The organism is Psychrobacter sp. BF1 (assembly GCF_019279065.1).
GTDB classification, from domain to species: domain Bacteria; phylum Pseudomonadota; class Gammaproteobacteria; order Pseudomonadales; family Moraxellaceae; genus Psychrobacter; species Psychrobacter urativorans.
Window position 1 is genome coordinate 169,443 of the sequence record NZ_JAGYWV010000007.1, and the last position, 22,886, is coordinate 192,328.

The window sequence follows — 22,886 nt, forward strand, 5'->3', positions numbered from 1 at the left end:
TTTTATCTCAATTTTTATTCGGTGAACTCAGCACTATTGCCCCTCAATACGCTGATATAAATGACAGCTTAACGATTGAACACCTTGAAAAAATCTTCCCTAAGCATCAGGTAGTGAGAGTACAGACTAAAGCAATTATTTTTAATGATAGCAATATTGCTTATATTACCCAGCAGTAGCCAGCAGTAAATACATTGTAAAAGTATTTATTGGTTGGTTTGTTATTTAGTCCCTATCTTTAAAACATAACTAAAAATGAATTCTAATCCAAGGAGATTTTATGAGCGATTATCAAGTCAATAACCCAGCCACTGGTGAGCTTCAAGCCACCTATCCAGTCGCTAGTGATAAAGATATCCAGCAAGCTATCGAATATGCCGATACCGCTTATCAAGACTGGCGTCATGTGCCGCTTAGTGAGCGCAGTGCTTTATTACATAAAGTTGCTGACATTTATGTTGAGCGTCAAGATGAGCTCGCACGAATCGTTGCTACTGAAATGGGCAAACCAGTGGCACAAGCCAAAGGCGAAATCGGCCTAGTAGCAGAGATTTACCGCTATTATGCAGACAACGCAGAACAGCTATTAGCACCTAGCGAGATCGCAGTTGATGAAGGTACGGCTAAGGTAGAAAAATATCCCGTTGGTGCGCTGCTAGGCATTATGCCATGGAATTATCCACACTATCAGGTTGCTCGTTTTGTGGCGCCAAACGTCATGGCGGGTAATACTATTATCCTAAAGCATGCGCCGCAATGCCCTAATACTGCAGAAGTTATCGTTGAGATTCTCAAAGACGCCGGCCTACCTGATGGTGTTTACAACAATATCTTTGCGACCAATGAGCAAGCCACCACCATTATTCAAGACAAAAGAGTGCAAGGCATCTCTCTCACCGGTTCTGAACGTGCTGGTGCAGCCGTTGCTAAAGAAGCAGGCAGCGCCCTCAAAAAAGTCGTATTAGAACTTGGTGGTTCTGATGCCTTTATTGTGACAGCGGACGCTGATATTGAGCAGGCGATACAAGGTGCAATCGTTGGACGCTTTGGTAATACTGGTCAAGCCTGTAATGCCGCTAAGCGCTTGATTGTCGTTGCCGACGTTTATGACGATTTCGTTAAAGGCTTTACTGCTGCAGTCAATGCCATGACCTTAGCTGATCCCTTAGATGAGCAAACCTTTATTGGTCCTATGTCATCAAAAGCTGCCGCTGATAACTTACAAAAGCAGCTGGACAGTGCTGTCAAAGCTGGAGCAACGGTATTGGTTGAGGGCGGCAAAATAACTGATAAGCCTGGCGCTTGGTTTAAGCCTGCCGTACTCACAGATGTCACTGATTCCATGGACGTTTACCGTGAGGAGTTGTTCGGCCCTGTGGCAGTGATTTATAAAGCTCAGGATATCGATGATGCTATTAAAATTGCAAACGACGTACCCTTTGGCCTTGGCGCTTCGGTACAAACCCAAAGCCCAGAGCTAGCTGCACAGATTGCTGACAAGTTAGAAGTAGGCATGGTCACTATCAATGCGCCTTCTGGTACTGAAGCCAGCACACCCTTTGGTGGGGTCAAGCGCTCAGGATTCGGTCGAGAGCTAGGTACTCTTGGTATTACTGAGTTTTTAAATTACAAACTCATACGCAATAAAACCACAGCATAAACCTGGGTCAATGCGAACCTCTGCTTATCTTGATAAGGTCACATTCTTTTAAGATAAGACAGATAACATAAAAAAAGCCTAGCGTATCGAATTGACGCTAGGCTTTTTTAGTATTAAGTTATTGATAGCTGTTGATTAAATCTGCTTATTTTTTAGGCGGATTTTCCTTTAGCCATAATTGATTAACAATTTTTAATTCACGTAATTCCTCATTCATAATGGCTTCACTAATACCCGGATACTTGATTCTTGCATAGCTATACAAAACGATACCTAGTACTGTCCAGCCTAAGAATATCCACCATTCAATGGCGATAAGCGCCGAGGGCATGCCTGGCATGTACAACACCAATAGACAAAGACCTAAAATAATAGTGATTACCCCTACTAACTTACCCGCTGGTATTCTAAAGGGACGGACCATATCAGGTTCACGGTAGCGCAATACTAAGAAGGAGATAGCGACACAAGTATAAGCTATGACAATACCAAAGCCACCGGCATCGACGATCCATACTAGCATTTTACGACCGAACAAGGGTGCTAGCGTAGCCAAGCCACCTATCAATAAAATAGCATTCATTGGGGTATTGTACTTTGGATGTAGCTTACCTAAAAATGCTGGCAGCATGTGTGCTTTTGACATCGCATAAAGCAAGCGGCTACCACCAATTAAAAAGGCATTCCAACTAGATAGAATACCAAGTACCCCACCAATCACTAATAAAATCCCAGCCCATTTACCACTCCAAGCGTTGGTCATGGCATCTGCAGTAGCCAAAGTAGAGTTTTCTGCTTGTATTAGCGGTAGCGTTGTACCAACGCTCCAAGCAACCGCAACGTACCATAGCACAGCGATAACTATTGAGATAATCAAAAACTTACCAATATTAGGTCGAGTTAGATCAATCTCTTCAGCGGCTTGTGGAATCACATCGAAGCCCACAAACATAAATGGCACCATGACAATAACCGCCATTACCCCAGCAGCACCACCAATAAATGCAGGGGCTTGTACAGCCGTCGAGTTAGCAGGGTTATATAATATGGCACCAATAAATAGTAAAATACCTACGAATAAAATACCTACTACTGCTGTTTTTTGGAACCAAGCACTCACTTCCATGCCGCGTATATTCAACCAAGTGACAATGACTGAGCCGAGCATACCTACTGCCACCCAAGTGGCATAGACATCCCAACCAGCAATGGTCCATAGATAGCCTTGGTTATAATTAGGGATGAAGTATTCTACTACTGTCGGTAGCGCAACCGCCTCAAAGGCCACTACGGAGAAGTAACCGAACAGAATACTCCAAGAGCAAATAAAGGACACATTGACCCCTAAAGCTCGATGGGTATAAGTGTGCTCACCACCAGTAACTGGCATAGATGCGGCCAACTCAGCATACGTAACACCGATTAAGATCACCGCCATACCGCCTAATAAGAACGCTAACATCGCCCCCCAAGTTCCGGCGGCAATAATCCAACCCCCTGCTAGAACTACCCAGCCCCACCCAACCATAGCGCCAAAGGCTAAGGCAATAATATCGAACATCCCCAGCGATTTTTTAAATCCAGACATAAACTTACTCCTTGTCTTGGTATCATCCTTAATAGATTCAGTCTGTAGCTATTTAAGACTTTATCGATTGAATCCAGTTACTTCACAGCGATTATTAAATAATTTACGATCTTTTTAATTGCTTCAAACGATAGTGAAATAGCAATTCTACAAACAACAACGGCGTCTTGTCGTGCAAGGCGCCGTGGTTTAACTTAGATCACTATCTGATCTAAAATTCTACTTTGAGTTGCCTTGCTTAAAGTCTGACTTATTCAACCTCATCACTTATCAGCGACTGTTTATTAAGCAGTCAATAAAGTTTTGATGATATCAAGACCTTCTTGCAGTACTTCGTCTTCAACAGTTAACGGCACCATGACACGGATCGCATTGCCATGCATACCGCACGATGCTAGTAACAAACCATGCTCAAAAGCTTTGGCTTTTAGACTAGCAGTCGCAGCAGCATCTGGGTTACCCTCGCTATCGATTAATTCAAAAGCTAACATCGCGCCTTTATGACGAATATGGCCAATTTTGCTCAGTTGCATATCGCTTAAGAAGGCGGCAATCTTGTCACCAATCTCAATACTACGTGCCAGTAAGTTTTCCTCTTCGATCACTTCCATAACCGCTAAAGCCGCCACACAAGCTAAAGGGTTACCAGAATAAGTACCGCCTAGGCCACCTGTTTGCGGAGCATCCATAATATCCTTGCGACCAATGACAGCGGAGATCGGATAACCACCCGCTAAGCTTTTGGCACAAGTCATCAGATCAGGCTCAACACCTAATTGCTCAGTGGCAAATAAAGTACCGGTTCTAGCAAAACCACACTGCACTTCATCAAAAATCAACACAATGCCATGCTCATCACAAATAGCGCGCAAAGCTTTAGCAAATGAAGGGGTCACTTGATGGAAACCACCCTCGCCTTGTACGGGCTCAATAATCATTGCCGCCACTTCACTTGGATCAATGGATGCCTGAAATATCATCTCGATGCTATGTAGCGCTTGCGCCTCAGTTACGTTTTGCTCTTCACAAGGAAATAGCGCATGAAAAATAGATCCCGGCATAGGGCCAAAGTCTTTTTTGTACGGGATAACTTTACCAGTCAAGCCCATGCACATCAATGTACGACCATGCCAGCCACCGACGAAAGAGATAATGCCAGGGCGACCTGTTTTAGCACGAGCAATCTTAATACAGTTTTCAACCGCCTCGGCGCCTGTGGTTAGGAACAAGGCTTTTTTATCACCGCTAATCGGCGCTTTTTCACAAAGTTTTTCTGCAAGCTCGACATAGCACTCATAGTTGATCATCTGTGCTGCGGTATGAGTAAATTTATCTAGCTGCTCATGGACACGCTGGGTGATTTTAGGATGGCTATGACCAGTGTTAAGTACTGATATACCACCAACAAAGTCGATATAACGATTGCCTTCTACATCCCAAACTTCTGAGTTTTTGGCATGAGCGGCAAAGATCGGAAAAGCTACCCCAAGTCCAGTGGGTAGTATCGCTTTGCGGCGCTCAAGTAATGATTTATTGGTTGCTTTAGTAGTAGTCATGAGAAGGTCCTTTTTCTATGTTTTTAATATAAGAGTTATAAAGTTAATGGCTATTTATTTTATACATTTTAATATCTAAAGTAATACCTAGCGCTCAGCCGCCTAAAAAACTAACCGCTAAGCTGAGCGGATAAAACTAGCTGATGTCTGAACACCAATATTTAGTCACAACATATTCTTCGATGCCATATTTTGAGCCTTCACGACCAAAGCCAGATTGCTTGACACCGCCAAATGGTGCGACTTCGGTAGAGATCATCCCAGTATTATGACCAACCATACCGTACTCTAAGCCTTCAGTAACACGCCAAGCACGAGCATAGTCGCTAGTATAAAAATAAGCGGCTAAACCATAAATCGTATCGTTGGCGGCATCGATAACTTCTTTTTCACTGGAGAAAATAAAGATAGAAGCGATAGGACCAAATATCTCTTCACTAGCGATATCCATGTCAGCGCTGATATCGGTAATGACTGTCGGATTAAAGCTTAATTCCGACGCTGGATTCTTATCGCCACCCGTAACTAATTTTGCACCTTTATCTAAAGCATCCTTGAGTAATGCTTGCACCTTTTGTAGCGCTTTTTCATTGATTAAAGGCCCTACAGTCACCCCTTCGTCCAGACCATTACCAACTTTTAACTCGGCAACTTTTTTGACAAAGATAGCTAAAAACTCATCTTTAATAGTGTCTTGCACATAGACGCGGTTGGCACAGACACAAGTCTGACCGGCATTGCGATACTTAGAAGCAATCAGGCCATCAGCGGCTTTTTCTAAATTAGCATCTTCGAAGACGATAAACGGGGCATTACCGCCAAGTTCTAACGACAGCTTTTTGATAGTAGGCGCGCACTGAGCCATCAAGGTACGACCGACTTCGGTTGATCCAGTGAAAGACAGTTTATGGATGCGAGCGTCGCCCGTTAGGATTTCACCGATGACTGAGGATTTGCCAGTAACCACTTGGATAACGCCGGCTGGAATGCCTGCTTGCTCAGCTAAAGCCACCATGGCTAGCGCTGAAAAAGGAGTTTCGGTAGCGGGCTTGATAATCATCGTACAACCCGCTGCAAGAGCAGGAGCCGCTTTGCGAGTGATCATCGCTGCTGGGAAGTTCCAAGGAGTAATCGCCGCACAAACACCAACCGGCTGCTTTAAGATGACATAGCGCAATTCTGCTTTGCTAGAGGGGATGACATCGCCATAAACCCGTTTGCCTTCTTCAGCGAACCAGCGAATAAAGCTGTTGGCATAGCCGATCTCACCACGAGATTCACCTATAGGTTTGCCTTGCTCAACCGTCATGATGATCGCTAGGTCCTCGCAATTCTCATCGATGAGATCAGCCCACTTCTGTAGTAACACTGAGCGCTCTTGTGCGGTTTTAGCTGCCCACATTACTTGTACGTCATGGGAGTAAGCCACAGCGTCATTGACGTCCTGTGCGGTCAGGCTTGGAATAGTACCGATAACATCGCCACTGAACGGATTGGTGACTTCAATAGTGGCATCGTCACTGGCCTTATGCCAACCATCTTTGATAAAGCATTGTTGCTTGAGTAAACTTGGGTTAGATAAATTCAAAGTTGTATTTTCTGATGTATTTGACACCGAGACGCTCCTTGTCGTTAAGCCTAAAGGTAAAGCTTATTAATTAACCTTTATAAAAATAAGTTATGATTTAATAAACTAAGGATAACTGGTAGCTTATTTATCATAATCGCTTTACAATGTTCAGTATGCTGAACACCTGTTCTATATATGGAACATCATTATAAGAACGATGGACATATATTTGCAACCCTTATTATCAACTTTGTGCTAATTTATCGCTTAATTTTGATACCTTTTTAAATTCAATGACTATTGTAGGTTCCTTATGAGCACCACTGCTGTTCCGGCCTTGGATAAAACCTTTCAGATTCTAGATTTAATTACCGATAGTACCCAACCTTTAACAGCGGCTCATATTGCAAAAGAGCTCGAATTGCCTCGCAGCTCAACTCATAATATTTTGCAAAGCTTACTTACTAAACATGTCATCTATAAGGACATCGATAATCGCTTTTATTTAGGCTCTTACTTGATGTACTGGGCAGGCAAATATGAGCAGCAACAAGGGGTTATCCAACTGTTCAAAGACCTTATTGTTCAGTACCCGATTCTTCTGCAACATACGGTCACCTTATCTAAACTGGATCTAGGTGAAGTGGTGTTTTTGGCCTGTCATGAAGCGCCCGCTCCGCTTGGCTTTACCTTTCGTGCTGGTGTGCGGGTACCAGCGGTATTCTCTGCTACTGGTAAAGCGATGCTGTCAACTCTACCGCTACAAACTATAGAGTCGCTATACGACGGCATATTTCCTAAATCTCTGACCCCCAGCGGTGTCACTAATTTTGCTACTTTAGCCTCTGAGCTTACCGCTATTCACCAAAGCCGTATCTCACTCGATGATGGTCAGCTACGCGAGGGTATGTATTGCTTAGGTACTTATATTCGTAACGCATCAGGTCATGCTATTGCCGGTATGGCGGTTAGTTTTTTGCAAGCTGAGTATGAGGCCAATCGTAGCGAAGTCAGCGCAGTACTTATCGAACTGGCTGAGCAGATAGAGCAGCGTTTGGGCTTCAACCCTACTCATTAATCATAACCTGTATGCTAAGCTGACAAACCGCCTTTAAAACTTTGTTAAACCTTACATTTGAGGCTGTGTTCAACACAGCACTCAACACTAAGTGCAAAACCAAATTTAAACAATACCATCGGCTTTAAGCTTAGCAATCATTTCACTATCATAACCAAGACTAGCAAGGGTACTGTCAGTATGCTCGCTTAAGCGTGGAGGCGGCGATCGATAACTGACTGGCGACTCTGAGAGTTTAATAGGATTACCTAAGACTCTCACAGGGCTATTATGAGCCTTGAAATCAACCACCATTTCCCGAGCTTGCGCTTGCGGCATCGCTAAAGCCTCAGCGACATTGTGAATCGCCCCAGCAGGCACTCCTGTCTCTGCCAATAGTCGCAGCCAATGCGTACGTGACTGTTGAGCAAATTTTTCGCTTAACCAAGCAGACAATATTTCACGGTTTGCTACTCGGGCAGGATTAGTGGTAAAGCGAGGATCTTGATCCCAATCAACTTGTAACATAGCGCACAACTTAACGAACTGCTGATCGTTACCACAAGCTAAGATAAAGTGCTGATCACCCTCAGCTTCGAACACTTGATAAGGGACGATATTGGGATGCTGATTACCCAATCTAGGGGGTACTTTGTTTGAGGCTAGATGATTCATACCGACGTTGGCCAGCATCGCCAGCGCACTATCTAGAAGGGCCACATCGACATGCTGTCCGCGTCCACTACGCTGCCTAGCCAATAGCGCTGCTTGAATACCGATAGTCAGCTGCAAGCCGGCGAATAAATCCACCACTGCCACTCCTACTTTATGCGGCTCGCCAGCGCTCGGTCCAGTGATACTCATCAACCCTGATAGACCTTGGATAATATAGTCATAACCTGGCAGCTTAGCATCAGGGCCAGTCTGACCAAAGCCCGTCAAGGAGGCGTAGATTAAGCGTGGGTTTGACGGTTTTAGACTGGCGTAATCTAGACCGTATTTCTTTAGACCGCCAACTTTGAAGTTCTCTACTAAAATGTCACTGTCGGCGATAAGCTGCTTAATAATAGCCTGCCCAGCTGGGGTCGTAATGTCGACGGTGAGTGATTTTTTATTGCGGTTGATAGTGGCATAATAAGCTGAGGTCTCATCACTAAAGGCTGGTGGTGCCCAGTGCCGAGTTTCATCACCAATACCTGGTCGCTCAACTTTTATTACTTCTGCCCCTAAATCTGCCAAAACTTGAGTACAAGATGGCCCCGCTAATACTCTGGATAGATCTAGTACTTTTATACCGTACAGAGCGCCTTTTGTTGCCTCATTATCATGGTCAGTAGTCATCACAATCTCCTATGTTTTAATAGCTCCTTGCCTAAAACATTTATTATTTTTGCTAAATAGCAGTTGTCGCCAATCACTAGCTGCTAATCACTAGCCATGAGCCATTGATTAGTTACTAACCTATAAAAAACGTACGTTACTGCATGCTATATAAAAAGCTTAACAGTAGCGTACGTAGGTTATAGGTACTTATATAAGCACTCTAATTTGCACAGGCTAAAGATATTAGTCAAATGCTTAGGTTAGTAAAACGCTTGAATACCTGTCTGCGCCCGACCTAAGATGAGCGCATGGATATCATGAGTCCCTTCATAAGTATTTACCGCCTCTAAGTTCATGACATGACGGATGATATGATACTCATCAGAGATACCGTTACCTCCATGCATATCACGAGCGACTCGCGCAATCTCCAGCGCTTTACCACAGTTATTGCGTTTAATAAGCGATATCATCTCCGGCGCCGCGTTATGCTCATCCATCAAGCGACCAACACGTAGAGCCGCTTGCAGACCAAGAGTGATCTCCGTTTGCATATTGGCAAGCTTAAGTTGTATCAGCTGAGTCGCTGCTAGCGGACGACCGAACTGCTTGCGATCTAAGGTATATTGACGTGAGGCTTTCCAACAGAATTCAGCCGCCCCCATTGAGCCCCAAGCGATACCATAACGAGCTTTATTTAAGCAACCAAAAGGACCTTTGAGGCCCCGTATGTCTGGGAAAGCATTAGCTTCAGGGACGAATACTTTGTCCATCACAATCTCACCAGTAACCGAAGCACGTAGCGAGAACTTACCTTCAATTTTGGGTGCCGATAAGCCTTTCATCCCTTTTTCTAATATAAAGCCACGAATGATACCTTCGTCATCCTTAGCCCAGACGACAAAAACATCAGCGATAGGGCTGTTGGTAATCCACATCTTGCTACCAGTCATCTCATAACCGCCAGCGACTTTGCGCGCGCGCGTCGACATAGAAGCAGGATCTGAGCCGGAGTCTGGTTCTGTTAAACCGAAACAGCCTACGTACTCACCAGAGGCCAGTTTAGGTAAGAACCTTTCTCTTTGTTCCTCAGTACCGTATTCATGGATAGGATGCATCACTAGACTTGACTGCACACTCATCGCTGAGCGATAGCCTGAATCGACCGCTTCGATTTCTTTGGCCAGCAGACCGTAAGCGACACTAGATAGACCCGCACAGTCGTAACCTTCAATAGTCACGCCTAGCAGACCCATTTCACCCATTTGACGCATAATATTGCGATCAAAATGCTCATTACGGTTGGCTGTAACGATATTAGGCATCAGCTCTTTTTGAAAAAACTGATGCGCTGTATCAGTAACCATGCGTTCTTCTTCAGTGAGCTGATCACGCAATAAAAAAGGATCTTCCCAATCAAAACTTGGGCTGCTATTGGTACGTAGGCTAGTAGGTTCTGTCATGTCATGCTCCTGGTTTGCTCGATGTGCTGGTGTAAGGGTTTTAGTGTGCAACTGTCCGCTTTGAGATTGTAACTAGTAGGCCTACAATCTTAAGCTGAAAATATCAAGAACAAGTGACTTGATTTATCAGTTCCACTGTGCGAAACTTAGTTTCATATTATGAAACCATTTAAGCAGAATTATAGACTGCTGTAAACCCTTATCGATAACTATGGCTATATAATGATAAAAAACACTACTGCGCCTACCGCTTTATTAGAGCGGATGACTAACCAGCTTATACAAAGTAAAGCTGTTGATGATCGACAGTTCGTCACAGCGCTTGGACGTGGATTGACGCTATTAGCAGCGTTTGAGCAGCATGAACAGCTCAGCCATCAGCAGTTATGTCAGATGACGCAGCTACCCAAAGCTACCGTGACACGGCTAATCTATACTTTGACTACCCTTGGATTCTTGCGTACGACCATACAGGGACAATATCAGCTAGGTAGTAGCGCCATTCGTTTGAGTGCTACGGCTTGGAGCCAGCATGACTTAGTAGCCTTTGCACAACCGCTGTTACGTCAGTTCGCGCTAGACCATGAAGTATCCGTAAATTTAGCGACAGAGATCGAAGGAGAGATGCGCTATTTGGCTTGTTGTCGTAGCCCAGCTCGGCTCTCGGTAAACTTACAAGTGGGCTCGGCGGTACCTATTGCAGATACCGCCATTGGTAGAGCTTTTTATGCGGTAAGCTCGCCTACTAGACAGAAGATTATTGATAGTAATTTGCAAGATCGACTTAGTGCAGCGGATTATCTTGATGCAACAACGACTTTACTAGACTCAGCGCAATATTACCAAAGCCACGGCTACACTCTCTCTGACGGTGAATATTCAGCAGATATTTTAGCGGTAGCGGTTGGGGTTTTTGATGTGACCACAGGACATTATGGCTATTCATTGAATGCTAGTGTGCCTAGATCAAACTGGAATGCAGAGCAATATGCAGCAATAATTGTACCCAAACTACAAACGCTGGCTGAGCAGATTGGCGCTGGGGTTTAATACTGGTTTTAATTATTTATAGAAGACAATAAATAAGTCACACAGGCTATCATAGCGGTTGGCAATACGACCAAATACGTCGTCATCATTCGGGGTAAAATTAGCAGAGTTGTTCATAAATTGGCTGCGCTTTGGGTAGGGTTAAGTTGAGAATATAATTACGGTTTATAAGTTTTTGCTATTTTTATAAATAGCATTACAAGTAATTTTGTAACCATAGCTCGGGTAAGACAGATAACGTCTTAGTTTCTTTTTTATAGAGAATTCAAACTTATTAGTTCAATCGATTACCAGCACGGTCTATGTAAAAATAGTCATTATCGATATTAACGGAGGCTTTTCCAGAATAAAACTTGAAAGAGCTATCATACTGATAAGGAATAACCAATTGTCCATCCTGATCAATGCTACCCCATTTATCATCTTTCTCAACGGCGATCAGGCCTTCAAAAGAGATACTTGCGCCTTCATATTCAATCGGAATAATCAGCTTGCCTACTGCATTAATAAAACCGTATTTACCATCAACCTCTACCCTAGCAACACCTTCAAAAAACTTTTCTATCTCGTCATAAATAAAGTCTGTAATCGGCTTACCAGCAGTATCAATTAAGGCGTATTTATTGTGGTGTTTTACGATAGCTACACCATCTTGAAAGTCATTAGCTTGATCGTAAATAAATGGTATAGCAACTTTGCCTGCTAAATCCAAATAACCAGATTTACCCTTAATTTCTGCAGCTACTCTACCGCTATCATAATGCCCTAAACTTTCATAAATAAAAGGTATATGAATATTATTATTTTTGTCAATCATACCCTGTTTGCCATCACGTATGACTGGTGCAAATCCTTGTTTAAAACTAAACGCAAATTGGTACACCATAGGAATTTGTAGTTTACCTTGAGCATTAATAAAACCAGAGACTCCGCTGCCAGGAGCAAATAATACTTGCTGATCCCCTTTATATACAGCTCCTAAGCCTTCAGAAAAATCGGTTGCATTATCAAATATATAATCAGTGATAAATTCACCTTTGTTATTAATATAAGCTTTTTTTCCAGTCTCAAAGTCATGTACTATTGCTAAACCCTCTGAAAACGAATCAATCAAATCGTATTGAGTTGGAATAACTTCAACACCATTTATATCTACTGCTCCCCAATATGGAACACGTTCAACGACGGACATACCGTCTTGCATACAAAGTTTGATAGTATATCGATTGGACTCAAAGGGTGGATATTTACAATACTCAACTTCCATACTAGCATAAGAAAAATGGCTATAACTCAGCGCTAATAGCATTAATAACTTGATACCTTTCATACCTAAATTCCTTTTTATTTCAGTATTGCATCAGCAAAAAAGCTATAAAACCTTAACCCAACTCATCAAACTTTAATCCAAACTTCATTAAATATTTGCGTAAACGGTCACTATCATTAGGACTTTTTAGCTTATCTCGCGAATTAGCATAAAGATAACGCCCTGCTATTGCTTGATTTTTGTGGCTAATACAAACCTCGATCACATAGGCCAACTGTATCGCCTCAAAGGGGTCAATCGTAGCCAGCATTTCTTCATCAAGGTATTGGGCCAAAACTTTATCGCTATTTTGTTCCATTACATCACTATCGAATCTACTTTCAGACTTAGTATTACTTAGGCTATTTTTAGATTGTATGACTGCCGATGATGACCACAGCTCAGTTAAGCGCTCAATCTCAGCTTGCACATCAACTACTCTGATAACTTTACTATCAGCCAGCGTGGTTAAGCGAATCATACTAGCAGTCAAATCTCGAAAATTGCCTTGCCATGTGGCCTCACTACTCATTGCAAAGTCTTCATACCTCTGCCGTGCATTCGGCTCAAAGCGATATTGCTGCTGCTGCTCGCTACCTAAACGTGCCAGCTCATAATCAATATTGGCAGGCAAATCTTCTAATCTATCTTTGAGTGACGGTAAAAAAAACGTCCAAGTATTAAGCCGTGCAAATAAATCTGCTCGGAACTCTCCGTTAGTAACCGCTTGGCGTAAGTCCTTGTTCGTCCCTGCCATCAGCTGAAATGAAACCTCAATCGATGTATCGCTACCGAGTGGATAAAAGCGCTGCTCCTCTAAGGCCGTTAACAGCATTGCCTGCTCATCTAAGCCCAACTCGCCAATCTCATCTAAGAATAATAAGCCGCCATCCGCTGACTTAAGCAACCCTTCTCGGTTTGCTGCTGCACCAGTGAAGGCGCCCTTGACATGACCGAATAACACACTCATTGCGGTATCACCGCGCAAAGTGGCACAGTTAACTTCAACGAAGTTATCAAGGGCATATTTACTTTGAGTAGCGTTATCGGACTTGGCTTTTTTGATCGCATAGATTTGGCTCGCCAGCTGCGACTTACCGGCCCCTGTGGCCCCCATTAATAGTATCGGTGCGGTGGAACGAGTCGCCACCTTTTCGATATTAGAAATCAGTTGCTGATAAGCGGCATTTTGGGTCACTAGATTGGCTTGTAGGGTCTGCCAATGTTGCGCTTTTTCAGCCTCAAAGCGGGCACGTAAACTATCATAGCGCGACACATCCAAATCAATAACTTGATAACGACCTTGCGGATCAGCTTGATCTGGCCTAGGGCAAGGGGATGTTTGAATAAAGTTAGCGGGGATAAATCCCGCTTCTACTAGCAAGAACCAGCAAATCTGTGCCACGTGAGTGCCGGTGGTTAGATGCAGCAGATAATCAGTCTGCGCATTAAAATCGAAGCTCGCTACAAAGTCATAAAGCTCAGCATAAACATCAGCAAAATCCCATGGACTTGATAGCGTCACATGATGGCCAATAACTTGCGTTTGCGGGCTGACTCTTGCCACGTCATCGACAACTATCTTAAATAGTCGCTTATCACGTTTGCTATAAAGAATATGCAACTCATCAACGAGCAAATCATCATGCAGAGCTAAGCTGACCGTCGGCCGCCAACGCTGCCAACGTTTGTCATTAAAGCCATTGTCTAGCGTGGTTCCGAGGAAGCCGATGACGGCGGTTTTGTTAGACATAGTTTTTTGTTCCGAGTTTTGATATTTACAATCAATTGTTTTAATTGATGTTCTAGTTCGTAGCTAACTCACGATAGTTTGCGTAGGCCGGGCTTTTAGCTCAGCGTTAGAGCGTTGCAAAGTATAAATACTGGGTTAAAAACCCAGCCTACGATGATAGTATATTATATAGAATTCTATCATTATAGAAATATATCTAACATTTTAATTTTATATAAATTTAGCCTAACTTATTTCGATCTAATTGATAAATATTTATTTTAACTAAATCAATAACTTATAAATTAATATAGAAAATATATAAAACTTGGCACAGCTTTAGCACTATATAAAGTAAGACTATTCATTCATAAATTTATTTTAAAAGCTAAGGAGCAAACTCATGCAACCGTCTAACCATAATGTAATACAAGAAGGTGGAACACCGATTCGTCTATGGACGCAAGGTGTGCCTGTCGAAGACCAAGCGCGCGAGCAGCTGATCAATACTTCAAAAATGCCATTTATCTATAAATGGATGGCGGTGATGCCTGATGTGCATTTGGGTATGGGCGCCACTATCGGTAGTGTAATTCCGACCAAGGAAGCCATCATTCCAGCGGCGGTTGGTGTCGATATCGGTTGTGGCATGATGGCAGTGCAAACCACGCTGACCGCCAATGATTTGCCCGATAACTTGTATGCTCTACGTACAGAATTGGAAAAAGCTATTCCACATGGAAGGACGCCAAGAGGTCGCCGTGATACAGGCTCTTGGACCAATCCTGACGATACGGTATTGAAGGGTTGGGGAACGCTAGCTGATGACTTCAACTATCTATGCCAAAAGCACCCACGGCTAAAGAACACTAATAACCTTAAGCATTTGGGAACGCTAGGTACGGGTAACCACTTTGTCGAGGTGTGCTTGGATGAGACTAATCAGGTGTGGATTATGCTGCACTCAGGTTCACGTGGCGTAGGTAACGCTATTGGTCGCTACTTTATCGAGTTGGCGCGTGAGGATATGCGTAAGTGGTTTATCAATTTGCCAGATAAGGACTTGGCGTATTTTAGCGAGGGCACAGAGCACTTTGATGATTACTGGTTTGCGGTGGGTTGGGCGCAGCGTTTTGCTTTCAAAAATCGTGAAATCATGATGGAAAATGCTATCAAAGCACTCCGTCAAATCATTACTAAGCCTTTTGATGCAGCGGTAAAAGCGGTGAACTGTCACCACAACTATGTGGAAAAAGAAGAGCATTATGGCGAATCGGTTTTTGTCACTCGTAAAGGCGCAGTTCGTGCTCGCATTGGTGAGTACGGTATCATTCCCGGCTCGATGGGAGCCAAATCTTTTATTGTCAAAGGTAAAGGTAACGAGGAGTCGTTCTGCTCTTGCTCACACGGTGCCGGTCGGGTTATGTCACGCACCCAAGCGAAAAAGCAATTCACGGTAGCGGACCAAATCGCGCAAACTGAAGGCGTTGAATGCCGTAAAGATGCCTCAGTAATTGATGAAATCCCAGCGGCGTATAAGAATATCGATGATGTGATGCACGCTCAACGTGATTTGGTAGAAATAGTACATACCTTGCGGCAGGTGGTTTGTGTTAAAGGCTAGGCGTAATATTATTAGAGGCTATGTGCTTAGCTGAAAAAAGCAAAAGATTAAAAAGCATAGCCTCAACATTGGAGTTCTTTAAACGCTGGTAAATATGCTTTTCATAATTTTTCTTTCTTCAAGAGTTATGTTCGCGCCTCTTCCCTCGGCAAGAGCATAACTGCCGTGTCTTACGTAGTTTGGTGTCGAGGAATGAGACCCAACAAATTATCAAATTAAATCGTTGGGTGTCGCAAGCTCCACACCAACCTACGATATTTCATACCAAGTTAAAAATAGGATATAAAACAATGAAATTAGACAAGATAAGTTTCGAAATTGATTACTCTCTATTTAACTAAAACGGCAGTTACTGTATTGATACGTGTTTTACGAAGCAGTGCTTCTCACCCAGTCATGTCCACGATATTTTAAAACAACTAAAACTTAAGGGCAAAGGCATGTGTTACGAACTAAGCTTAAGTACAGACTCACCAACGGATTTAACAACTCTTAATTCATTAGAATCCTTTTTTGAGCAAATTACCGAAGAGCTGAATAAGGACAACTTAAAGTATGAGCATAAATATCGTTTAGCAACAGGTGCGCCAGGTTGTTGTAGCTGTTTCTTTCGTACTTTCGAGTATGATATAGAAAAAGAGTTAAGCTTTGAGCAATTACAGAAGTGGTATGAAGAAGAACCTAGTGATATGAATGTCTCTAATACTAAATGGCTACTTCAAATCATTAAGGACTTGGTAAACGCTGGTTATCAAGTAGATACACATATTGCTCAGGGTTATATGTCTCATGATCCTCCAGAAGAAAGAAAAGTTATTCAAATTAATAACTACAATAATGACAATTTTGCATTTGTAGAATGCGTCTATTATGACTATAAGAAATAAGAGAGAACCAAAATGAAACTAGCCGAAGCCCTACTTATCCGTAGCGATATGCAAAAGAAGCTGGCCCAGCTAAAAGGTCGTATCAAGGCCAATGTCAAAGTTCAAGAAGGTGATACACCATCTGAGGATCCAAACGAGCTAATGATTGATGCCAGCCAAATTATTACTGAATTAACCGCGTTAATTGAGCGGATTCATCGTACTAATGCGGTAGCACAGACTGATAAAGGTCAGTCGATGCTAACGCTACTGGTTGAGCGTGATACTTTAGAGCTGCGCCATAAGCTATTGATTGAGGCAATAGAAGCGACACAGACTGAGGCGGATCGTTATAGCCCTCGTGAGATCAAATGGCATGTGATGATATCAGTCGCCAGTTTGCAAAAGCAAGCCGATGATATCGCCATGAAGTTACGTAAGATTAATATTGTCATTCAAGCCAATAACTGGCAGATTGACCTTATTGAATAACGTTGAGAGTTGTCGTAGGTTGGTTTTTTAACCCCACATTTTAATCTTGCAGAGCCTTGAAGCTGGGTTAAAAACCCAGCCTACTCTCAGCTATTCAACCACTATTTTAAACTTTATATCTTAGAATTTTCTATATGCCTATTTTAAGTATATAGACTACCTCCTTGGAAACGACTGAGCGAGTGTCAGACCCCACATCTCCACAGCAGGGGGTTGAAAATATACTGCAGTGGCTGCTACACGTTGCGGGCAGACGTATCTTTTACCACTCATGCCTCGTACACGTCACTAGTCACAAAGTACTATTTAGACCTTACTACCAGACACTGACAGTCGTTTTCAATTTATTTATCAGGCGCTTACTATGAAAAATTTAGACTACTTATCTGGAGTGTTAGATAGCATAGCTATTCACTCTGAAATTAGTGATAAAGACTGTTCATGGATAGAATTGACAGTATTCAGCGTTAACGATACTAATTTAACTGACGAAGAGTCCCTAAAGTCTGCTTACTTAGACTTTTACTCCGACTGTTATGACATCAACGAAAGAGAAAGTATTATCTTAAAAGATTGGCAGATTGCACGATATTCTCAGGGTGGCGGCATTCCTATAGACTCACTAGAGCAACTCATTAATAAGATGATATCTTACGACGCACGGTTCATTGTCAGTGAATTTGATAAGAAAAGTCAGCTATTTATCTTCGCTAATGACCGCGTAGAAGTTTTCAGAAATTTTTTAGCTAAAGCGTTTATTGAAACTTTAGGTGAAATTACGAGAATAACTGAATATACGATGTATCCTCCTTTTGAGGTAGGTCTCAGTTGGCATTATTATTTAGTAGTGAGTAAACACAGAACAGTATTTATTGAGTGGCTAGGCTTGCATTAACCATTGGCCTTTATAACATTTTTCAGAAGAATCATTTTTATGTCAATACCCAAAATCAACACCCTAAAAATCGACGGTAGCACAGGTGAAGGCGGTGGACAAATTATCCGTACTGCCCTATCGCTATCCATGCTGACAGGCATACCTATTGAGATTACTCATATTCGCGCAGGTCGCGCCAAATCTGGTTTGATGCGTCAGCATTTAGTATGTCTGCAAGCCTCGCAACAGATATCAGATGCCAAAGTGACAGGTGCGCATTTAGGCAGTACGGCTTTTAGCTTTACGCCTAATGCTGTCAAGGCGGGCAACTATCAGTTCGATATTGGTTCGGCAGGTAGCACCACCTTAGTCCTACAAACCTTACTCCCGGCTCTATTGTTCGCCAATAGCGATAGTAGCGCAAAATCGACCGTCACTATCAAAGGGGGTACTCATAATCCGTTGGCACCGACTACCGATTTTTTGACCCAAGCATTCTTGCCAGCATTGGCTAAATTAGGCATGCAAGTCGATATCCAATTATTACAAGCAGGTTTTGCGCCGGTCGGTGGCGGAGTGATAACCGCTACCATAAGCCCCTTTATGCGCCGTGCCGATACTGCAGCTTTTGAGCTAACTGAGCGTGACAAACTACTGCACATTGAGCTGAGTGCCAGCATCCTTAATCTCGATTATGATATCTGTACTCGTGAGCTTGCCAGCAGCAAAGCAGCCCTCATCGAAGCAGGTATTTATGATGGACTTATAACTACTCAGTCTAATAAGCTACAAGGTGTCGGTGAAGGTAATAGCTGTTATGCCATCGTCACTCACCAACTTAAAAACACACCTACAACAACTGATGCTCAAGCAGGCCAGCCAACCTATCCAGATCTTCAATACCAGCAAAGCCATAATCTACATCACGAAGTATTTACTTTGCTCGGTGAGAAGCGTACTTCTGCTGAAAAAATGGGTAAGCGCTTAGCCGGATTGGTTAAACGTTATTTGTCTACCAGCGAGGCCTTAGTCGATGAACATTTAACCGATCAGCTACTATTACCGTTAGCACTAGCTGGTGGCGGCGAATTTAGCGCTAGAGTTATTAGTCAGCACACCGAAACCCAAGCTTGGCTGATTGAGCAGTTTTTGCCAGTTAAGATTACTTTTGAGACTTCGGCGGATAATCAAATACTAGTGCAAGTTATCTGCTAGTGAGATTGGCTATAGCCTTGCTGCCTGATGAGCAAGTATCAAGTATACAGGCAGCTGGTCGAATCAAGTGATTCTGCTGAACAGCGCTTTGCTATATTAGCAAGCCGTTACTCAATTCTTGCTTAGCCATGATATTATAAGGGTATAATGTCGACTCTGACTTTAGCAGCGATCAATCCTGCTATTGCAGGGTTTTTATTGCGTTTTTACTCTTCCAAATTCTCATTGCTGAGCCGAGCCTTGCCATGCCCCAATCTCGTACTAATCTTAATCCTAAGCCCAAACAAGACTCTCCTTATATGGTCGGTTTGCTACTGCGTTATAGCACTTTTGGCGCCGCTATCTTACTATTTTTAGCTGGGATATTACTGCTCAAATGGTGGCTCATCATCATTGGGGGCTTTGGCGTAGCGCTAGGCATTTATGACTTGATACAGTCTAAGCATGCCATTTTGAGCAACTACCCTGTGGCCGGCCATATTCGCTACGTGCTTGAGGATTTTCGTCCTGAGATTCGTCAGTATTTGTTAGAGGATGATAAAGAACAAGTTCCTTTCTCACGCCAGCAACGTGCCTTAGTGTACCAACGCGCTAAAAACGTTAGTGACACTAATGCTTTTGGTACTTTAGATGACTTATATGCTCATGGTAAAGAATGGTTCTTGCAGTCAGCAGTTAGTCAGCCGTTAAAGAATACCGACTTCCGTATTAGCGTGGGTGGTGAGCGTTGCCAGCAGCCTCATGATATGTCAGTGTTTAATATCTCAGCGATGAGCTTTGGTAGTCTATCGGCTAATGCCATTATGGCGCTTAACCAAGGCGCAAAACTGGGCGGCTTTACTCATGATACTGGCGAAGGGGCTATCAGTCCTTATCACCGTAAATTCGGTGGGGATTTGATTTGGGAATTAGGGACTGGTTATTTCGGTTGCCGTGATGCTGATGGTCATTTTAGCCCGCAATCGTTTGCAGAAAAAGCTGTCGATCCACAAGTAAAAATGATCGAGATCAAACTATCGCAAGGCGCAAAGCCTGGTAAAGGTGGCGTATTGCCATCCGAGAAGATTACCCAAGAGATTGCTGATACTCGCCAAGTACCACTTGGTCAGGATTGTGTTTCTCCAGCCACTCATACCGCTTTTAATAATCCGCGTGAGTTGGTTGCTTTTTGGCAGCAGTTGCGTGAATTATCAGGGGGCAAGCCAGTAGGCTTTAAGCTGTGCATCGGACAGCCTTGGCAGTTTATGGCTATCGTCAAAGCGATGATTGAAGCGGACAACTATCCGGACTTTATCGTCGTTGATGGCGCTGAAGGCGGTACGGGTGCGGCTCCAGTCGAGTTTATGGACAATATTGGCATGCCGATGGTCGACGGCTTTTTGTTAGTGCACAATACTCTAGTGGGTGCTGGTATTAGGGATAAGATCAAGCTTGGCGTTAGTGGCAAGATAGTCTCAGGTTTTGATATTGCACGCATGATTGCTTTAGGGGCAGACTGGTGTAATTCAGCACGTGGCTTTATGTTCGCAGTCGGCTGTATTCAGTCACGCTCATGCCATACTAATACGTGTCCAACTGGGGTTGCCACCCAAGATCCGCATCGCCAAAAAGCACTTGATGTTCCTAGCAAAGCTGAGCGTGTGGCTAGCTTTCATAAAAATACCGTTAAGTCGCTTGCCAGTATCGTTGGTGCGGTAGGATTACAACATCCAAGCCAGCTACAGCCTTATCATATTGCGCGCCGTTTAGATGATGGACAAATCAAGTTACTGTCGAAGTTCTTTTATTTCACTGATGAAGGCGCATTGTTAGATCATAGTGCACGCGCTGATGTGTTTAATCAAATGTGGGTTATGGCCAATCCTGCTAGCTTTTTAGCGGATAACGACGCCTTGATTGCTTATAACAAAGACTCACGTGATAAAGGCAAACAGACCAAAGCGCCCACTCTGGACTCTCATGATAGCGTGGTAGATGAAAATAATAACGGTAGATTGATTGGCAATGCAAACCATACCTTCCGTGACTTGCCAACGCTCTGATAATAGGCTGTTGCGAAAAAAGTGCTATAAATTTTTGTCAATGAAGCGGCGTCTTAGCTTTTATTAAAAGCGTTTTAACACAGCGGCTAAAAGCACTTATGAAAAAATTTATTAGGGCGTATTAATCATTTAATGCGCCCTATTTGTATCACCTTTGGTTGCTTTGATTGTTTTAACCAGATTATATATCTATTTTATTCGGTATCGGCTATAACCCCTCTACTCTTTGCCTTAGTCGCTATTAAGGTGTAATGGAAACTATTCATGCTACGCTCTATTTTTACTGTTCCTGTTATGTCTTTATTGATGCTCAGCTTGAGTGCTTGTCAGCCTAGTGGCTCAGACAAAGCCGATTCATCAAGCGCTTGGTCTTGTGAGATTAAGGACTCGCCTTTTAGTTATAGTGTCTGCCACCTTGATAAGGCGGCTCTAAAAGGCTCTGATTATTCATTGCAGCTATTTTGGCAGCAACCTGATAGCGATCAGCCCTTGCTTACTTTTGATAAGTTACTGGCCACTTTACCCTCTAATCAACAGTTGGCCTTTGCCATGAATGCTGGAATGTATAATGGGCATTATGCACCGATTGGCTATACTGTGATTAAAGGTAAAGAGATAAAGTCACTGAATCTAAAACCCGGCGGCGGCAACTTTCACTTATTACCGAACGGGGTGATTTGGTGGAATAAACAAGGGGAAGTGCAGATTACGGAAAGTAATGCTTTGAGTGCTCAGCTTAAAACTGGGGAAGCACAGCCTTGGTATGCCAGTCAGTCAGGGCCTATGCTGGTCATCAATAATGAGATTCATCCCAAGTTTAATGCTGATGGTACTTCACTAAAGTTCCGCAATGGAGTTGGGGTTTGTTCGGATGGCCGTATGCAGTTTGTAAATAGTGATGAGCCCGTTTCATTCTATCAGTTTGCCAGTTTATTTAAAGACCAGCTACAATGCCCAAATGCGCTGTTTTTGGATGGAGGTATTGCCTCAGCTCTCTATGCCCCTAGTATCGATAAACACGATAAAAAAGATATGGGGGTCATCATTGGTGTAGTAGCAGATAATCCGTAACGCAGTAGACGCTGGAATTGAGGAGTTATTTATCTTTAACCCATAACGCTGGACTTAGCTTGCTTTAATAGTTGTATTCCCGTGAATAATTTTATCCACTGTTGCTTGATAAAAGCCTTATAGAGCTTTATTTTTAGCCATAATTTAGAGTGGTATAATCTATTGCTAGTCATTTTTGCAAATGCTCGCATACGGCTGGGATTTTTCTGCCTAGCCAAATGGGCAACCTGCCTAGCTATATACTCATTTATTTGGACTTTCAGATTACGCCTAGCTCCCTCTGGATATGTATTATTACTTTAAAGGCGTTATTCAGAAATTAGTATATCTATGCGCCCCTTATTAGCTAAACTTTGCTACAATAGCGCCAATTTTTTCTATATTATTTAAC

At 43.0% G+C, this 22,886-nt stretch carries 17 protein-coding genes and 1 pseudogene; 11 read left to right on the top strand and 7 right to left on the bottom strand.

All coding sequences use genetic code 11. The features are described 5' to 3' along the window. Positions 1–23: 23 nt before the first annotated feature. Both KZA12_RS09765 and KZA12_RS09770 read left to right on the top strand, forming a co-directional pair. A pseudogene (locus tag KZA12_RS09765) lies at positions 24–179 on the top strand (agmatine deiminase family protein); the annotation flags it as partial. 101 nt (positions 180–280) lie between these two features. Beyond that, entirely contained in the window at positions 281–1,660 is a 1,380-nt protein-coding gene (locus KZA12_RS09770) for an NAD-dependent succinate-semialdehyde dehydrogenase (RefSeq protein WP_218690120.1), read from the top strand. Positions 1,661–1,805: 145 nt separating this feature from the next. Here KZA12_RS09770 and KZA12_RS09775 read toward each other — a convergent pair whose 3' ends face one another. The 3 genes from KZA12_RS09775 to KZA12_RS09785 form a co-directional block, all read right to left on the bottom strand. Beyond that, positions 1,806–3,248, bottom strand: a complete 1,443-nt coding sequence (locus KZA12_RS09775; RefSeq protein ID WP_218690121.1) for an APC family permease — start codon at positions 3,246–3,248, stop codon at positions 1,806–1,808. A 284-nt stretch (positions 3,249–3,532) separates the two neighbouring features. Further along, complete coding sequence (gene gabT, locus KZA12_RS09780) at positions 3,533–4,804, bottom strand: 4-aminobutyrate--2-oxoglutarate transaminase (protein ID WP_218690122.1); 1,272 nt, start codon at positions 4,802–4,804, stop codon at positions 3,533–3,535. Positions 4,805–4,940: 136 nt separating this feature from the next. Next, positions 4,941–6,419, bottom strand: a complete 1,479-nt coding sequence (locus KZA12_RS09785) for an NAD-dependent succinate-semialdehyde dehydrogenase (RefSeq protein ID WP_227677185.1) — start codon at positions 6,417–6,419, stop codon at positions 4,941–4,943. Between the two features lie 268 nt (positions 6,420–6,687). On the opposite strand from KZA12_RS09785, the gene KZA12_RS09790 reads away from it, so the two are divergent. Then, complete coding sequence (locus tag KZA12_RS09790) at positions 6,688–7,452, top strand: IclR family transcriptional regulator (RefSeq protein ID WP_218690123.1); 765 nt, start codon at positions 6,688–6,690, stop codon at positions 7,450–7,452. Positions 7,453–7,557: 105 nt separating this feature from the next. Here the strand turns inward: KZA12_RS09790 and KZA12_RS09795 are convergent, their stop codons facing one another. Further along, on the bottom strand, positions 7,558–8,772 hold the full coding sequence (locus KZA12_RS09795; RefSeq protein ID WP_218690124.1) for a CaiB/BaiF CoA-transferase family protein: 1,215 nt from the start codon (positions 8,770–8,772) through the stop codon (positions 7,558–7,560). Between the two features lie 242 nt (positions 8,773–9,014). Next, entirely contained in the window at positions 9,015–10,217 is a 1,203-nt protein-coding gene (locus tag KZA12_RS09800; protein ID WP_216580900.1) for an acyl-CoA dehydrogenase, read from the bottom strand. Between the two features lie 222 nt (positions 10,218–10,439). Between KZA12_RS09800 and KZA12_RS09805 the strand changes: the two genes are divergently transcribed. Beyond that, positions 10,440–11,267, top strand: coding sequence for an IclR family transcriptional regulator (locus tag KZA12_RS09805; RefSeq protein ID WP_218690125.1), 828 nt, complete (start codon positions 10,440–10,442; stop codon positions 11,265–11,267). 274 nt (positions 11,268–11,541) lie between these two features. Here KZA12_RS09805 and KZA12_RS09810 read toward each other — a convergent pair whose 3' ends face one another. Together KZA12_RS09810 and rtcR are read right to left on the bottom strand one after the other, a co-directional pair. Next, positions 11,542–12,597 (bottom strand): WG repeat-containing protein, encoded by a 1,056-nt coding sequence (locus KZA12_RS09810; protein WP_218690126.1) that lies wholly within the window; start codon positions 12,595–12,597, stop codon positions 11,542–11,544. 52 nt (positions 12,598–12,649) lie between these two features. Next, positions 12,650–14,329, bottom strand: a complete 1,680-nt coding sequence (gene rtcR, locus KZA12_RS09815; protein WP_218690127.1) for an RNA repair transcriptional activator RtcR — start codon at positions 14,327–14,329, stop codon at positions 12,650–12,652. Positions 14,330–14,711: 382 nt separating this feature from the next. Here rtcR and KZA12_RS09820 point away from each other — a divergent pair, with 382 nt between their 5' ends. The 7 genes from KZA12_RS09820 (at position 14,712) to KZA12_RS09850 (ending at position 22,495) form a co-directional block, all read left to right on the top strand. Beyond that, positions 14,712–15,932, top strand: a complete 1,221-nt coding sequence (locus tag KZA12_RS09820) for an RtcB family protein (RefSeq protein ID WP_218690128.1) — start codon at positions 14,712–14,714, stop codon at positions 15,930–15,932. A gap of 440 nt (positions 15,933–16,372) precedes the next feature. Next, entirely contained in the window at positions 16,373–16,819 is a 447-nt protein-coding gene (locus KZA12_RS09825) for a hypothetical protein (RefSeq protein WP_218690129.1), read from the top strand. Positions 16,820–16,831: 12 nt separating this feature from the next. Then, complete coding sequence (locus KZA12_RS09830) at positions 16,832–17,290, top strand: DIP1984 family protein (RefSeq protein WP_218690130.1); 459 nt, start codon at positions 16,832–16,834, stop codon at positions 17,288–17,290. A gap of 364 nt (positions 17,291–17,654) precedes the next feature. Beyond that, positions 17,655–18,185, top strand: coding sequence for a hypothetical protein (locus KZA12_RS09835; RefSeq protein WP_218690131.1), 531 nt, complete (start codon positions 17,655–17,657; stop codon positions 18,183–18,185). 39 nt (positions 18,186–18,224) lie between these two features. Continuing rightward, complete coding sequence (gene rtcA, locus KZA12_RS09840) at positions 18,225–19,382, top strand: RNA 3'-terminal phosphate cyclase (protein WP_218690132.1); 1,158 nt, start codon at positions 18,225–18,227, stop codon at positions 19,380–19,382. Between the two features lie 245 nt (positions 19,383–19,627). Continuing rightward, positions 19,628–21,424, top strand: a complete 1,797-nt coding sequence (locus KZA12_RS09845; RefSeq protein WP_218690133.1) for an FMN-binding glutamate synthase family protein — start codon at positions 19,628–19,630, stop codon at positions 21,422–21,424. 264 nt (positions 21,425–21,688) lie between these two features. Beyond that, on the top strand, positions 21,689–22,495 hold the full coding sequence (locus KZA12_RS09850) for a phosphodiester glycosidase family protein (RefSeq protein ID WP_218690134.1): 807 nt from the start codon (positions 21,689–21,691) through the stop codon (positions 22,493–22,495). The last annotated feature ends 391 nt before the right edge of the window (positions 22,496–22,886 follow it).